The 16,466-nt window shown below is 42.2% G+C and carries 11 protein-coding genes and 1 tRNA gene; 8 read left to right on the plus strand and 4 right to left on the minus strand.

The genetic code is table 11. The annotated features are described in order from the left end of the window. Positions 1-163: 163 nt before the first annotated feature. From NAF19_RS14930 to NAF19_RS14950, 5 genes are all read left to right on the plus strand, one after another. A tRNA-His gene (locus NAF19_RS14930) sits at positions 164-237 on the plus strand. A gap of 396 nt (positions 238-633) precedes the next feature. After that, positions 634-4,098, plus strand: coding sequence for a CHAT domain-containing protein (locus NAF19_RS14935; protein WP_252790866.1), 3,465 nt, complete (start codon positions 634-636; stop codon positions 4,096-4,098). A gap of 4 nt (positions 4,099-4,102) precedes the next feature. Then, complete coding sequence (locus NAF19_RS14940; RefSeq protein ID WP_252790867.1) at positions 4,103-4,543, plus strand: hypothetical protein; 441 nt, start codon at positions 4,103-4,105, stop codon at positions 4,541-4,543. 647 nt (positions 4,544-5,190) lie between these two features. Then, a complete protein-coding gene (locus tag NAF19_RS14945; protein WP_252790868.1) occupies positions 5,191-5,688 on the plus strand; it encodes a hypothetical protein in 498 nt (165 codons plus the stop codon). Between the two features lie 459 nt (positions 5,689-6,147). Continuing rightward, positions 6,148-7,008: a universal stress protein gene (locus tag NAF19_RS14950; protein ID WP_252790869.1), complete on the plus strand. Its 861-nt coding sequence runs from the start codon at positions 6,148-6,150 to the stop codon at positions 7,006-7,008. 113 nt (positions 7,009-7,121) lie between these two features. Here NAF19_RS14950 and NAF19_RS14955 read toward each other — a convergent pair whose 3' ends face one another. After that, entirely contained in the window at positions 7,122-7,760 is a 639-nt protein-coding gene (locus tag NAF19_RS14955) for a nitroreductase family protein (protein WP_252790870.1), read from the minus strand. A gap of 50 nt (positions 7,761-7,810) precedes the next feature. On the opposite strand from NAF19_RS14955, the gene NAF19_RS14960 reads away from it, so the two are divergent. Continuing rightward, complete coding sequence (locus NAF19_RS14960; protein ID WP_252790871.1) at positions 7,811-7,996, plus strand: hypothetical protein; 186 nt, start codon at positions 7,811-7,813, stop codon at positions 7,994-7,996. A gap of 185 nt (positions 7,997-8,181) precedes the next feature. On the opposite strand, the gene NAF19_RS14965 is transcribed toward NAF19_RS14960, so the two are convergent. The 3 genes from NAF19_RS14965 to NAF19_RS14975 are packed head-to-tail and all read right to left on the minus strand — an operon-like array spanning position 8,182 to position 11,204. Then, the gene (locus NAF19_RS14965) at positions 8,182-8,859 is read right to left on the minus strand and encodes an ABC transporter ATP-binding protein (RefSeq protein ID WP_252790872.1); all 678 of its coding nucleotides are present in this window, start codon (positions 8,857-8,859) and stop codon (positions 8,182-8,184) included. Then, positions 8,859-10,118, minus strand: a complete 1,260-nt coding sequence (locus tag NAF19_RS14970; RefSeq protein ID WP_252790873.1) for an ABC transporter permease — start codon at positions 10,116-10,118, stop codon at positions 8,859-8,861. The genes NAF19_RS14965 and NAF19_RS14970 overlap by 1 nt, the downstream gene beginning before the upstream one ends. Beyond that, positions 10,119-11,204, minus strand: a complete 1,086-nt coding sequence (locus NAF19_RS14975; protein WP_252790874.1) for an efflux RND transporter periplasmic adaptor subunit — start codon at positions 11,202-11,204, stop codon at positions 10,119-10,121. Between the two features lie 694 nt (positions 11,205-11,898). Between NAF19_RS14975 and NAF19_RS14980 the strand changes: the two genes are divergently transcribed. After that, the gene (locus tag NAF19_RS14980) at positions 11,899-13,941 is read left to right on the plus strand and encodes a beta-galactosidase (RefSeq protein WP_252790875.1); all 2,043 of its coding nucleotides are present in this window, start codon (positions 11,899-11,901) and stop codon (positions 13,939-13,941) included. A 74-nt stretch (positions 13,942-14,015) separates the two neighbouring features. Continuing rightward, positions 14,016-16,463, plus strand: a complete 2,448-nt coding sequence (galA, locus tag NAF19_RS14985; protein ID WP_252790876.1) for a beta-galactosidase GalA — start codon at positions 14,016-14,018, stop codon at positions 16,461-16,463. The last annotated feature ends 3 nt before the right edge of the window (positions 16,464-16,466 follow it).

Below are 16,466 nucleotides of genomic sequence, written 5' to 3' on the forward strand. Positions count from 1 at the left end.
ATTTTAGTTGATAGAGTTGAATTGGGTTGATTAAGTTTACAAAGTTGTTACGGAGGCAGGCGCCGACATTCAAACTTTACAACATTTAAACCTCGCAAAAACTAAATCAAAAAAAGACTTTGCAAATCAGCCGGAGATTCTTATTTTTGCAAACTCCAAAACGGTAGATGTAGCTCAGTTGGTTAGAGCATCGGTTTGTGGTACCGAGGGTCGTGGGTTCGAGCCCCATCATTTACCCGGATAGCCTCTCATGAAAATGGGAGGCTTTTTTTGTGTCATATAGATATATTTGTGTCAAAAAAAACATCCTGCAATGAAACCTATATGTCTTATTACATTTGTAGCATTATTTGTTTGCGGATGCAAAAAAGCGAATAATTTGCCGATAATCCCCAGTTTGCAGGTTCGAATACACCTTAAGGTCTTGAATCCATTTATTGATCATCTTCATGCAGATTATATGTTTTAGCAATGAGATATAAAGAATCGAAAATTTCTTTGGCTTGATGCGATGTCGTTAACTTCACACTGAAATTTACGCTTCCCCGATAATGCTTAAGATTGTTATTTGAGCATTTTTTCTGAATATGGTGTAATATCGGTTTAATTTTTATTTAAGTATGTCCCTAAACTATGCCTCATAAATCCGTCAGCGAAGGTGATCCCTCGGTCGTTATCATCTGCCCGAATTGCAGTATTCCATTTTCAGTAATTCCTGGGCCTCGTGACTTCTTGTATCCGAAAGATAATGCGGAGATATTTCGTCTCATCAGCGGCAAATTTAACCTCTTTATATGCCCTGTTTGTAAAGCGTCTGTTCATCTGGTTACTGAGATTTCTGTTTTGAATAGCGGTAGTGGTAAGGGTTTTGTTTTTAGCAGTGACGTTGGTCGCGAAGTCGAAAATCCGGTACTGCAAAACTTGACGGATGAACTTGAATTTCGATTTCAGCTTAGAAATTGGGTCGTCGCTGATTTAAAGCCACTATTCTCCAGCTTCGACATATCGAAAAGTAATGGCATAATGGATCGAAAAAGCTATACTCCGTTTGAATTGCAAGGAATGTTAGCACTCTGCGGGGGATATCTGGGCGTAAGATTCGAAGCAAAAGATGAGTTTGGTGAGCCTGTGGCTATTGAAGAGGTCTATCAACAAATTGTGCTTTCGACAATCGGAGAGCTCATCAGGGAATGCATGACGCGAAATGAGATCGCTGCTTTATTCTTACGTATGGAATCAGGAATTCCAAGTGCTTGTTTTACAGAACAAGTGTTAACCAAGATGGCTGATAATTGTGCTGGTATTCCCGAGGGTGTTCACTGGCAGGACGTCAAAGCGTTGTGGATTTGCGAATACGCCTTTGCTATAGGTTGCTTTTTGGCGGGAAAGAAAAATCCGCGTGTCGACGATTTCGTCATGAAGGTGCTGTTTGTATGGAAACACGAGGCTTCCATTAAAGAAAATTATCCAACTGACTTTGGCCAGTTGATACTAAATGCCGAAATACTGGAATTATTTGTTGGAGCTGATGTGGTGATTGACCGCTGTTTGGATATCGTTTTTGCGGCTGCGGCCAATGAGCAGGCTATTCATTTGAGCCGCCTTTTAGAGATCATGAAACACTATGGTTGGTCGCAGCGTTTAGGCAATGCAGCATCCAACTTTACCCGTTTGATGAACGGCAGTGGTGAGCCGATCAAGCCTTCTACTGATTTATATACGTTGCTTGAACTGGACGTACAAAAAGCTGGTGATATGGCGGTCCTTCATCACAATGCAGATATCTTGCATACTTATCTTTGCATGCTGCTGCGAAGCTTCAATTTCGGGACAGCTATGGAGTTGTCGGTAAAAGTACTGGATGCGTATGAAGCTCAGGGTTTTTGGGTGGCGTATATGATTACGCACATTGCCGTGACGAAAGCTTACCGTGTTAATCTGTCTTCACAACTCATTGCTGATATCGTCCACAATACAGAGAATATATTTGCCGGAAAACTTTCGACATTGCCTGGTTCGTTAGAGGTCGCTTATTATATTGAGGCTTCTCATTTTTACGCCGACGCTGGCACGAAACAAGCACTTCACTTTTGCCGACTGGCCGAAACCCGCCTGTTAAGTAATGATGTTGACGAAAAAGAGAAGGCTTACTGGCATCAGGTTCTGATACCGCGCCAGATGACTTTGTATAAACGTACAGGAAATTATAAAAAAGCAATAACGCTCGGACGCAAACAACTGAAACTGCAAGCGGGGGATTTTGGCCTGGAGATGATCTTGGCTGAAGTTTATATTATCGCCAATATTAGCAAGGAGGCGCTGCCTTTGTTATTGCCTTACGAAAAAAGTAAAGCCGTTACTGATGTTCAGCATTATCTGATTATTACACTGATTGCCTGGGCCTATATCAGGGAACAGCAGGAAGAACAGGCCTATTTACAGTTGTCAATCGCCTTCAGGGAGATGAAAGAAGCTCAAGATGCCCTAAAGTTCCAGATGTTCAATATCTTCTTAATGCTATCGGACAAATATATTGACCAGTTAGAAGCTGAACAACAAGCACTAACAGAAGTAGAAGCCTGGGTCGGTTCTACCAGTAATCTCCACAAGCAAATGACAATTGTGCTGTTGTTTTCCAAGTACCTACGTGATAAGGAATTGGACAAGGCGCGGCAACTCTCTTTGCAACATCCGGATATCTTATTAGGTCAGGATTGGAGGGCTATGTACTATGCATTGGTATTTCATTTTGAAACAGGAGATTTCGAAACGGCGGCCTCAAAATTCTTGCTTACTTTAAGAACACTGAACCAAGAGATTCCAGCCCAAGATAACGCGGAGTTTGCTGCTGCGTGGCTGACATCCGTTAATGAGATGCAGGAACAACTTGTCCATATAGCTTACCACCTTTATGAGCTTAACCTGCTTCCTTTGCAAGCTTTATTGCTTGCTGTGGACCTGAAATATGGTCAGGAGATCGCGGTAAAGATTGCTCAGCGGCGTAAGAGGATAAGCCAAGAAAGGCTCACCGAAGAACTTTCTAAAAAAGCACCGGATACTGACATCTTTGTCGTATTTGAATTGGGACCGTATGTTCATTTACTGCATTTTAACAGTAACAGCGGCAGGTTGCAGCTATTTCCAGAACTTTTTGAGGTGGAAGCCATCGCTAAAATAGAAGCCCAGGTGGTCCGGGCTTTTAAGTATGTATCTCCCGGTTTTCCGGAATTTTTGGATCAACAGCTTCGGTCTTTCAATACGATGCTAGCTCAACTTTATAAAACAGTGGTTAATTGTTTAGGTAGTACGACAAAACATATTCATTTTTGCCCGGGACGGGCATTCGCAAATCTGCCATTGCAATTACTTCGAAGTGACCAAGGTCAGTATTTGATGGAAGTGTATAATGTTACGCAGGTGCCTAATGTGACGATATTGAGCCATTTGAAATCTACCACCAAGCGAGAAGGTCAGGTTATGGTTGTTTCGGTACCAAAGGCGAATGATGACTATGTACAACGAGTCCAAACACATGAAAAGATTTTGGCGGACTTTAAAAGTATGGGCAAAGAAACTGTTTCTGCGTTAGGTACTGAAGCGACACTGAAAGTGGTGATGACCAAACTCAAGCAGGCAGACGAAGTAGTTTTTCTCTGTCATGGTGCATCTGGTAATAGCACTGAAGGCCGGGGTATATGTTTGGCTTATCGGAAACATCTTCCACCGCCAATAATGACTACTGGTCACCATCAATTTCTTAAAAACTTTCTGTTGACCTGGAAAGATTTGGAGCGACTTAAAAACACGCCTGAACTTTTTGTGTCAATGGCTTGTTCAAGCGGCTTGGTGACCATTCAAAAAGGTGGGATACATCAAGGGCTGGAACAGGCGGTCTTTGCTAAAGGTACTTTAACAATGATCAGCCCCCAATGGGATATTCACAACGAAGCAGCAATCTTTTGGCTGGAGCAATTTTACCAATTTCGCGCCGAAGCTGTCAGCCGTGGAGATGCCTATCGTTTGGCTTGTCTGGCCGTAAGGGATCGGTTTGCGCATTTTTATTTTTGGGCACCTTTTGTAATAAAAGGCGTAATTTAGCCTTATGGAAAAAATGATCGAACAAATTAGTCAATTGAACAGGTCCGAAGTAATTGAAGCCGCGTTGTCGGTCAGTGCGATTGTTGCCGGCGATGTAGCTGAAGAAACGGATAACAACGATGCGGAGCTTTATCTGGCGCATATGGACGAAATTGAAGAGTTTGCTCGTGTTATACTTATTAATACGGCTGAGCAATCCGTAGAATACCGCGATATGGTCAGTAAGATTATCAAGACAAGCGGCAAGAAGAATGTCGTTCTTACTCCCGAACTAATCGTTTCACTGGCGGGAATTGGGGTGATAGCTTTACATATTTTGTTCAAAAAGCCCTTGAGCGAGGATATTAAATACACTGACAGCACCGGCAAGAAAATTGAGATCAAAAGAAAGTATAGTAATGACACTAGTCTTTTGGCAACCCTGATGCGCAAGATCATCCGCTAGGTATGGGCATCACAGATTTTCTCGGAGAAGGGCTATTTCTTTGACGATATTGCAACCGCCCCAGCAAGATTTTAAGCAATCCGTCTTCTGGCAATTGAATAGGTTTAACGAAAAACTGACTGAGGTTTCCGGGCCTCAAAAAATTTAATATAGATAAACACGCAATAGTTTTGTGGTTCGACCTTGCACCATTACCGTCCTCAAATTCGTGCTATTTTTTTTAAATCAGCTATAAAGTTATTTGAAAATAGCCCCATTATCGACCCTTAAAGAGGTAGTCAGTTTTTGATTGCCTCTTTTTTTATTTAATATAACTTTTTGTATATTAATGCATTAACAGTCGTTTTTGCCTCCAAAAACGCAGTTCGAAGTTGTTGATGTTTTTTAAGGTTTTTCTTTAATCATAAATGAAAAGCGAATAATTTGCCAATAATCGCCAGTATGCTGGTTTGAATGCACCTTAAGGTCTTGAATCCATTTTTTGATCTTCTTCATGCAGATTATATGTTTTAGCAATCAGGTATTGGGAAAATATACAAGCTTCTGTTTTAAACTGGGAATGGACATGAACCAACTTGTATAGCTTTGAAATATTTTTATAAAATATTTCAATTACTTTTATGCAGACAACTTTAATCATCACATCAATGGAAAAAATCGACGACAAAAAACAGCCCGGAAAGTATACAGTTATTGCATGGGCTGGTTTATTAACAGGTACACTTGATGCTGTGGCGGCTATCCTGTCGGCTCACAAAATGCCGGCCGCAACCGTTTTTAAATTTATTGCAAGCGGAGTATTCGGGAAAGCTGCATTTGCCGGGGGATTTGAAATGGTTGTCGCAGGGATTTTTTTTCACTACCTGATAGCTTATTCAATTACGGCTGTCCTTTTTGTCATGTACCCCATGTTTATCTCATTTTTAAAGAACAAATATGTGGTTGCTGTTGTGTTCGCGCTGATTGCCTGGCTTATCACCCACTTAGTCATAGTCCCTTTAAGCCGCATTGGCTGGAGTCACATGGAAATTGGTGGAATAGCCATCGGATTGGGAATTTTAATTATAACCATTGGCCTGCCAATTGCGCTGATTGCGGACAGGTATTTTTCTAGTAAAAAGTATGAAGGCCACTATAAATTATAAAAACGACCATACAATAATTTTTAGACCGGTTCGAGATTCGCACGATCAACGTGTTCAAATCCGGGCTATTTTCTGTAAATCAGCTATAAACTGATTCGTAATTAGCCCCATTACCGACCCAAATTCTAAAAGTCTTTTTACAGTTGTAAAAGGGCTTTTTTTATGCCCTCAGGGCAGATTTTCGATAAAAATTATAATTCGTCAGGTGAAACCATGTGTTGTGATGCCTGCGAATAAATGAATGCGATCATTATACTAACTGATGATCATCACGATTAAAGTATAATTTGCGTTCGTTTTACTTCGGGTTGCACCTCCGAACGTTTAGCGATCAGTTGGACAGGTGGCGTATCCAAGGTGCTGATGACCACGATCAGTGGAAAGTTTGACTGCGGTCATTAATTAAACCAGTCAAATTCAGGTTCTTTGATGAAGGAGTTCATTCAACGAAAAAATGTCATGAAAAAGATATTGGTGCTCACTGATTTTTCTGCTAACGCAACTTGCGCCGCAGAAGCCGGATTAATGCTCAGCGGGAAGTTGCATACTGACCTGTTATTATTCAATACCTATATTGACTATGCAACAATGTCATCCTATGGAGGTGCCGGATGGATTATAGACGAGTTTACAGAGCGAAAAAAGAGCAGCTTGCGCGGCTTGGAATCACTAACAGAAGGCCTGGAATACTTCAGCTGTGAGTTGGAGCCCGATAACCGTAAACCTGTTATATCTTTCGAATTAAACGACTGCTCCCTGGAAATGGATGTAGCCGATATATTGGTTAAAAACGAGGTTGAACTAATTGTTATGGGCGCGCGTTCGCATGACCGGGATGACGCCTTATACGGAGATGACACCAATTCAATAGTAAACCATGTCACCCGGCCGGTGCTTATTGTTCCTGCAAAAACCGACCTAAAACAAATACGCAAAGCGGTATTCGCAACAGATTTTGATGAGGCGGACTTTAAGGCGATTCATTACCTGGTAAAGCTGGGTAAACTCTTCCATTATCAACTTGAAATCATTCATGTGATTAAACCCGATCAGAAAGCGGCAGGTCAAAGCGCCAAAGCACTTGCTTTCAAAGAAAAGCTTACCAAATTGAAATACCAGGGATTAACTTATCACGAAGCCGGAGGGGAGGACGTAATTAACAGGTTGAATCATTTATGTACCGAAACCGGGGCCGGGCTGTTAGCGCTATTGCATCATCAGCGCCCATTTTTTGCCCGGCTGTTTACACATAGTAAAACTAAAAAAGCCCTGTCCGAACTGAAGGTGCCCCTGCTGGTATTTCCTTCCAAAATGAATTAGTAAATGAGTATTATTTAATTGGGGCATAGGATGGCAGTGATAAGCAAAATATCGCTTACAGGTACATCCCATGGCTCAAATCATTTATAGGTTATTCAAGCCGTGTGGCGTCACTAACAACATTCCATCCGGTCAATAAAGATCGCATTGTTTTTTAACCGGGGATGCTGCTCAGGCTTTTCATCGCCATAGCCCAAAATAATGGCCAGCTGCACTTCTTCTCCACGCGGCACTTCCAATTTGTGCAAAACAGGTGTTTGTTCAATATATTTCGCAAACCCGATAGGGCAGCTATCCAATCCTAGCGATTTTGCCGCCAGCATTATGTTTTGTGCGCACATACCGATATCAAGCCCGGCCCATTCATCATCTTTTGGCGCGGTGATAAAAATAACAACCGGTGCACCATGAAATATAGGGTCTTCACCTTCCAGTCCAATTGATCCGGGTGAAAAATGTAAAAGAGCTTTGATTGCTTTTATCGGATGTTTGATTGCGGCTTTTAGCACTACTTTCGAAGTGATTTTTGCAATTTCTCTTGAAAACAAAGCAATCGTATCCTTGTGGGTAACAATATAAAATCTCCACGGCTGCCCATTCATGGCCGACGGCGCCATCCGGCCCGCATCAATTATCTTTTCAAGAATATCGTCACTTATTATGTCAGGCAGGTATTTCCTAACCGCTCTTCTTTCAAAGATCGTTTTCAAAGTTTCGGTGGAGGCCACGTGATTTACTGTTGTTGATTTCATGGTTTTATGAATTCGGCGTCCTCAAACTGGTTCAAAAAATTTCCGGAAAGATGCCCTCTCCCGGCGGCGGAAAATTGTACGGCGATATTTCACCAGGCCGTTCCTCTGGCTTTACAAAGGGGGCTTCAACCGGGGTACCTGGCGTAGCTGGTTCAACCAGTGGCTTTACTTCCGGTTTCGGTTGTACCGGGGGGCTTTGGGTATTGGAGTATCGCCATTTTTTTTGCTGGTCATAACTGAGATTTTACCTGCAAAGTAATTGAAGATAAAACTGTTAGTGCATGATAAGAATCAGTGTTCGGAATGATGCTCGTCACAATTGAAAAAGCCGACCTTGTTAAACTTATATCGTGGCTTACGTGAATTTGCCTGAATAGCTGCAATGAGCCGTTATGATTGAGGGCAACAAAATAAAAGCAGGCTATGTAATAATTTTTCCATCTTCCATCCGGATGGTTCGGTCGGCCCGTTTAGCAAAATCCGGATCATGGGTTACTACCACAATAGTCTGTTTGTTTTCCTGGCAAATGTCTTTAAAAATTCCAAAAACAACATCGCTGTTCTTTTTATCCAGATTTCCTGTGGGTTCATCACCCATAATGATTAACGGGTCGTTGATAAGCGCACGCGCAATAGCCACACGCTGCTTCTGGCCACCGCTCAGCTGACTCACATTTTTCAGGGCCTGGTCATATATTCCTAACATTTTTAAATGCTGCATTGCCTTTTGTTCCACCAGTTCGTTAGTGTATTTACCCAGTTTCATGGCTGGCAGCATCACATTTTTCAGCACATTAAATTCTTCAATCAAGTAATGAAATTGAAATACAAACCCGATCTTTTGATTACGTACGATGGCAAGTTCAGCGTCATTTTTTCGACGAAGTGCTTCATCGTTTAATAATAATTCGCCTTCATAATCTGTATCCATAGTGGATAAGATATACAGCAATGTTGATTTGCCACAACCTGATTTGCCTGTAATTGAAACAAAACTTCCGCGGCCGATAGAGAAACTGATATCTGTAAGCACACGAAAACGCACCGGATCTAAAAAATACTTATTGATATTGACCGCTTGTAAAATCGTTGTTTCCATTATTTCCCCCTTATAATTACAACCGGATCAACCTTTGCCGCCTTGCGGGCCGGAAACAACCCGGCTAAATAAGTTGTAGTAAGCGCGAAGGCTATGCCAATTAAATAATAGCTGACCCCGAAATCAACCGGGTAGGTCTTGATAGTTGGCAATGCGGAAGTTTCGAATGGGATATGGCTGATAATAAGCGATAAACAATACCCCAATAGTATCCCAATAATGCCGCCAATTACCCCGAGCACCATGGATAACCGGATAAATATCGCTTTAACATCTTTACCCGAAAATCCCGTGGCTTTTAATATTGCGATTGAATCCATTTTTTCATAGATCAGCATATTCAATATATTGTATATCCCAAACCCGGCGACGATCAGCAAGGTCACACTCACGCTGTAAGCTATCGTATTTCGTACGGTGGTGCCGGTTTCAAACTGGGCATTGGCGGTTTGTACATCAGTTGCACTTACATCAAATAGCCGGGCATATTCCTTTGCAACTGCCGGGGCAAGCGCTATATTCTTTAATTTTACCTGTATGTCAGTAATGTAGTTTGCCGGCTTGCCTTGCAGTTTTTGGGCGGTCTGTATCGAGGTAAAACTTTGCACATCGTCTACTTCGGCTATTCCGAACTGCACCAGGCCTACAATTTTTAACATTGCCCTGTCTCCATCAGGCGTTGTAACCTGTATCACATTCCCTATCTTAACAATGAGCTTATCTGCAAGCCCCTTTCCAATTATTATACTGTTGCTTACTGTACCCAAATCGGCAATAGAACCGGCAATTATATTATCATTCAAATGAAATAGCTTCTGCTCCAGGTCAACATCCACCCCATCAATTATACCTGACAATTGGATGGTGCCGCTTGTAAAAAACACAGTTGTGCTTATTTTGGGGGCAACGTCAATAACCCGGTCATCTGCCCTGATGGTTTTGATAATGCGGCCTGCGTTATAAATTTGCTTTCCCTCGTCCTTTGGTTTTACCGATAGTATGAAGTTCTTGAATCCGGCATATTCGGTTGCCCTGTTAACAGGTTGAGTTTTTGAAGGTGCAATGGCATTGTACAGCCTGATGTGCGGGGTGCGATTAATTATCAGGCTATCTAACATTTTGTTTAAACCAGTCATAAAGCTAACAAGCGCTATAAAAGTGGCAATGCCAAAAGTAACGCCCGCAGCAGCCACTATTGATTGCTTCAGGCGTGCCATCAACAGGGCAAGGGCAATATTTAAAAGCAGTCCTGTTTTCATTTATTCGGGTTTATAAATGGTCTCCTGTATACCCAGTCCCTTCAATATCTCCACATTACTTTCGTCCTGCGCGCCGATTGTCACTTTTCTTTTAACACCATTTTTTAACCATATGCAATTGTCCCTATCCAGGTAAGCCCTCGGTATAAGAACAGCGTTTTTTTTAACGCTGACAACGATATTGACCTCCGCCGTTAAATTAGGGTAAAGTTTCCCGGGAGGGTTCAAAAACACAGCTTCAACCTTAAATGTGCGCGACCGCTCATCCATAATCGGATAAATTTTACTAACCCGGCCCCGGAATGATTGGCCCTTATAGCTGTCCATGGTAATTTCAACCTGCTGATCTTGTTTAACCTTTGTAATATCCTTCTCATCAACATCCATCTCCAGGTAAAACTGATTGGGTTTTCCTAAAATACCGAGCGCGGTTTGAGTGGTGATCAGCTCGCCTTTATTTTGAATCGCATCGAATACTTTTCCGTCAATTTCACTTTTAATTAAGTAATCTGTTTGCCGCTTTTTTGAAATGTTATAATTAATCTCAGACAGTGCCAGATCGTTCATGAGTTGCTTTTTCAATTGCGCCAGGCTTTTAGCTGCCGCATCATAATTTATTTTTGATGTAGTAAATGCCAGGTGGCGCTGATCAAAATCTAAAAGGGTGCCTATATTTTGCTCCCATAAATTCTTTTGACGGTAATAAAAGGACGAGTCGAGTTGATATTTTTCTTTAGCCGCCTGCACCTGGTATTTGGCTTCCTGCAGTCGTTCAGAGTCGGACTGACTGTTTGCCTTTGTAAAATTTAAGGTCTGGCGGGCATTATCTGCATTTAATACGGCCTCGCGATTTTCCAATACAAAAAGTAAGTCGCCTGTTTTAACCATATCCCCAGGCTCTATATTGATTTTTTTAATAATCCCCGGCACCGTTGATAGTACGGTGTACTGATTGTTTGCCTTAACATTTGCAGAAGCATACAACGATACAGTGATGTCCTTTACAACGGCGTTAGTATGATCTTTTTTAGCTGAACATGCACTGATAAAGAATATAAGAGCAATAAAATAGTTAGTCACCTTCATTTCATTGTAATTTACATCATCGGATATCACAGATAAGGTACCAGGGCATTTTTATTTACTGATGGCATGCAGTCCAGGTGAAAACGACGTCACATTCAATGTTTTCACTGCCTGTATTTCTCCTTAACCGCTAAAAAATGGAACCGGGGTCCCCGGGCTCCATAATGTGCCATTGTCATCCTCGAAGGAATTCCCCCGCACATTTACCGAAACAGGAATAAATTCCATCCATCGGGTAAAACAAACTTAGGTTTTAACTTGGTGGCGACGTGTGAAGCTGGTCACTATTTTACCTGATATTCATCATTTCCTGTAATACCGATGCTTATAAACAAATGTCGGTTTTGTATAAAAAAAAGTCCCTTTAAATTAAACATTAGGGCATTTCTTCAGACTAAATTTGATTCACCAATTATAAATTCCTTATAAGAATGTAGTGGGCAACCAATTATTAACCGCCATGCTTCTTTCTGTCGGGATTTGCTATGTCTGCTAAAGAAATAGCAAACAGCAAATTAGCAATAAGTTGAAACCTAGAAACTAATGAAAACAATTCGATTAAATGTAAGAGTTGGGGATTTGGCTTTTTATGACGGCTAAAAAAATCATGGAACGTTGAAGCCGGCGAATTTGTCCCGCAATTAGGTAATTCATCATGCAGTATTTCAAAAACAGTAAAATTTCAGTCAAATAAATGAAAATAAGAATCAAACGGCTTTTGATCGTTTCAACGCTCCTGCTTGCGGTGTTGTCCCTTAAAGCTCAAACATTATACGTCGGCGCCAATTATCATCCCCACGATGATAAAGATCAGGAAAAAATAAAGAAGGATATTATGTTGATGAAGGCAGGCGGGTTATCTGTAGTCCGGATGGGCCACCTGGCATGGGATAGTTACGAACCATCTGAAGGCAAGTTCGATTTTAAATGGTTTGATTTTGTGATGGACATGATGAATATAGCGGGCATCAAAGTAATACTTGATATCGCCATTCGTCCGGCACCTATCTGGCTGCATCATAAATACCCCTCGATAAATATTGTCGATGCCAATGGAGATATGCATTATCCCAATCATCGTTACATGGAGGATATCGGAGACCCGATGTATCAGAAATATGCTTTGCGCTATGCTGATACGCTTACAAAACGGTATGGAAATCATCCGGCATTACTGGCTTTTGGCATCGACAATGAATCAGGAGACGGCCCGATTTCATACTCGGAGACTGTGCGGCAGCGCTTCATCACCTGGTTGAAAAATAAATATTTAACGTTGGATAGTTTAAACAAGGCATGGGCCATGCAACGCTGGTCGAGAAGGCTCAACCAGTTTGAAGAAATTGGTTTGCCTGTTGCGACCCACAATACCGATGTGCCCGAACGTATGCTTGATTTCAGGCGTTTTGTTTCTGATGAGGTCAACCAGTTGCTTTTTAAAGTGATTGCCGTGGTTAACACCAACGCGCCAAATGCCTTAACTAATACAAACGCCTGGTATTATAGCTCGTTAAAATATTTCGACTATTCACAGATTGCCTATTCCGGCAAAATGGCACGTGAAGGGGCAGGCTTTTATCCCGGGAATTCGTTAACAACCAATTGGGGGGTGATGAACGCCTTGTTTGGAATATCCCGTATTCAGTTTGAAAGTACAAACCCTTTCTGGTGCAGTGAGTTTACAACAATGACGGCGGTGCCAAATTCCATCAGAAAATCGGCCTATGCCACGCTCATGTATGGCAATCAAATGGTTTGCGGATGGACCTGGCAAAGCATGTGGGCAGGCGAAGAACAATACCTGGAAGGGATGCTTGATTGGGATGGAATTCCGAACCGCAAATATGAGGAGTACAAAAAGATAGCCACCGAGTTTAAAAAGATCGAAAAATTCTTTCCTTATAAGGCCAGTCCCGAAGTTGGCTTAGCATTTTCATTTCCCAGCCAGATAGCCAGCAGCTATTTTCCCGAGGCACAGGATCAACAATTACAGGCCTGTTGGAATCTGTTTTATTACCGCAACATGGATTCCCGCGTTGTTGAAATCAGTAAAAGCCCATTAAATTATAAATTACTTTTTGTGCCCGGTGTAACTGTGATGGATGAAACAACAGCCAACAAAATTCGGGATTTTGTAAAAAACGGCGGAACGGTTGTTATGACACGCAATTCCGCTGTGGTTGACGAAAGCGGGAAAGTGTTTGCATCCACTCGTCCGGGCCGTTTAAATGATGTGTTTGGCATACGGGTAGCAAGTTATGAAGAGACAGAACAGATGAACGAAATCTCCCGTGCAGGGTTGAAAGGCAAAAAAATTGAATTAAATTATAAAGGAAAAACTATTGGAACTGAATCGACCCGGTATGACGTTATCGAATCCAAAGGCGCTGAAGTTCTGGGAAGTATAACCAGTTTAGATAAAGATTACCCCATCATAACTTCGAATAAATACGGCAAAGGCAGGGCAATTTACATCGGATTACCTGCCGGGGGCGACGTATTGAATCCATTGCTTGATGGACTGATAGATGAGCTGGGTATTAAAAAAGGACCCCGGGCACCCGAAGGTGTTATGGCTCGTCAAATAGACGCGAAACATATCTTGTATCTAAATACTAACAGGAATGCGGTTGAAATCCAGTTGAAAGGCACTTTTAAAGGTATACTGACAGGCAAAAAATTTGTCGATAGCTTTACATTGCCGTCAGAAGAGCCGGAACTTATCGAAATTGACTGAGAGCCTTTGGAATAATAGTAGGATGAACATTTAAAGTTTCAACAGATTGGAAATAGAAATTTATATAAGTTATAATGTTTAAAAGCTTAATAAAATATTGTGGAATCTACTTTTTTTTATTGCTGTGCGCGATAAAGGGGATAGCGCAGCAAACAAGTCTTTCAAAAAGATCGAAGGACTGTTTTGATTTTACCTGGCAATTTCACAAAGGCGATATCGCTATCAAACGCGCGGTGAAAGCTGCCGGTTATGGAGGGTTAACGGATATCAACGTAAAAATTGAAACAAATAAACAAGCCGTTATTGCTTATACTGATGTGGATAAAGCAGCGATATTCAAGCCTGAAGACTGGAAGGAAGTAAACCTTCCGCATGATTGGTGTGTGGAGGGGACTTTTGTTAACGATAAGTCAATCGGGAGCGCGCCTGCTGTAAGCGGTTATTTGCCTGGTGGGATAGGCTTTTATAGAAAGGAATTTGAAATACCCGAAACCGATAAAGGAAAAAAGATCTCTATAGAATTTGACGGGATATTTAGAAACAGTACGGTTTGGGTTAATGGTCAGCTTATGGGCAATCACCAAAGCGGCTACACACCTTCAAATTATGATTTGACAGATGTTTTACGTTACGGTAACGAAGGCGAAAATGCGATTCTTGTGAAGGTGGACGCTACCGAATACGAAGGTTGGTGGTATGAAGGGTGTGGAATTTACCGGCATGTTTGGCTCAACAAAACCGACCCGGTGCATGTTGACCGATTTGGCACCTATGTTACTACACCGGTCGTTTCGCCAGCGGAAGCAGTTGTCGACATAAAAACCGATATAAAAAACGAATACGGAGTAGTTAAAAACATTACCCTCATTTCTAAGGTTGTCGACAATAAAGGCGTTGTGCTCGATACAAAAACTTCATCGCAGGCAATCAAGCCGTTTAGCACAACTGAATTTTCACAAAAAGGAGCTATTCAAAACCCCTTACTCTGGTTGCCCGAAACACCAAACCTTTATAAAGTACTGACTGAGGTTTCTGAAAATGGGATTATCGTGGACAATTATGAGACCTCTTTCGGGGTAAGGACAATCGAAATAAACCGGAATGGGGTATTTTTAAACGGAAAACTTTATCCGGTGAAGGGTACCTGCAACCACCAGGATTTTGCCGGGATTGGTGTGGCCCTTCCTGATAAAATAAACGAATACAAATTAAAGCTGCTCAAAGAAATGGGAAGCAACGCCTATCGTTGTTCCCATCATCCCCCGACTCCGGAATTGCTTGATATGTGCGACAGGATGGGTTTGCTTGTACTCGACGAAAATCGCGTGTTGTCGAGTTCTGAAGAGGGGAAAAAGGATTTGACAACCATGCTCTACCGGGATCGGAACCATCCGTCCATATTTATGTGGAGTATGGAAAATGAAGAAGGGATCCAGGGCACGATAACCGGCGCGAGGATACTTAAAACACTGGTTGACATTACGCATCAAATTGACCCAACGCGCCCTGTAACTGCTGCCATGAATCATGGACGGAACGAAGGCGGGTATAGTGATGTGCTGGATGTTGTGGGATATAACTATGGCGACAAGGGATTGGCCTATGTGAAAGACCATGAAAAATACCCCCGGCGAATTGAGTTTTGTACAGAAGCCACAAGTTTTATTTCAACCCGCGGCGAGTATCAGAACGATTGGGGAAAGGGCTATGTTTCGAACCTCGGGCTATGGCAGCCAAACTGGGGGCCACTGCCCGGCGAAGACTGGGCTGACATTGTTAAATATCCGTACCTCGGAGGCTTGTTTGTATGGACAGGTTTCGACTACCGGGGCGAGCCAACACCATACCAATGGCCCTGTGTTACGTCTCATTTCGGGTTTATGGATATATGCGGCTTCCCCAAAGACGGCTATTATGCATATAAAGCAGCCTGGACTAACCAGCCTGTCGTCCATATTTTTCCGCATTGGAACTGGCCCGGTAAGGAGGGAGACAGCATACAGGTTCATTGTTACACCAACTGCGACGAAGTGGAGTTATTCCTTAATGACAAAAAAATAAGCAGACAAAAAGCAGTGCCCTATACCAAACTGATATGGAAGCTTGTATATAAGCCCGGCAAACTGGAAGCCCGGGGTTATAAAGGCGGAAAGCTGGTAACCCGGGACATTGTTGAAACAACAACAGCTCCGGCACAAGTAACGCTTAAGAGCGATACTAATATAGTTAAAGCAGATGGTTGTGATGTGGCTGTAATACGGGTGTCGATAGAAGACCAAAAAGGAAGGGTTAACCCGACAGCCAATAACCTGGTAAAATTTACGCTCGAAGGGCCGGGTAAAATCATTGGCACCGGTAACGGTAACCCCAGCAGCCACGAGCCGGATAAAGCCAGTCAGAGGATGGCGTTCAATGGATATTGCCTGGTACTGGTTCAAACAAATAAACAGGCCGGGGAAATCCGCTTAAAAGCTTCTTCCGAAACGCTCAAAGGCGCCGAACTAATTATTAAAGTTCAATAACTT

Origin of the sequence: Mucilaginibacter flavidus (assembly GCF_024055575.1) — a bacterium.
GTDB classification, from domain to species: Bacteria; Bacteroidota; Bacteroidia; order Sphingobacteriales; family Sphingobacteriaceae; genus Mucilaginibacter; species Mucilaginibacter flavidus.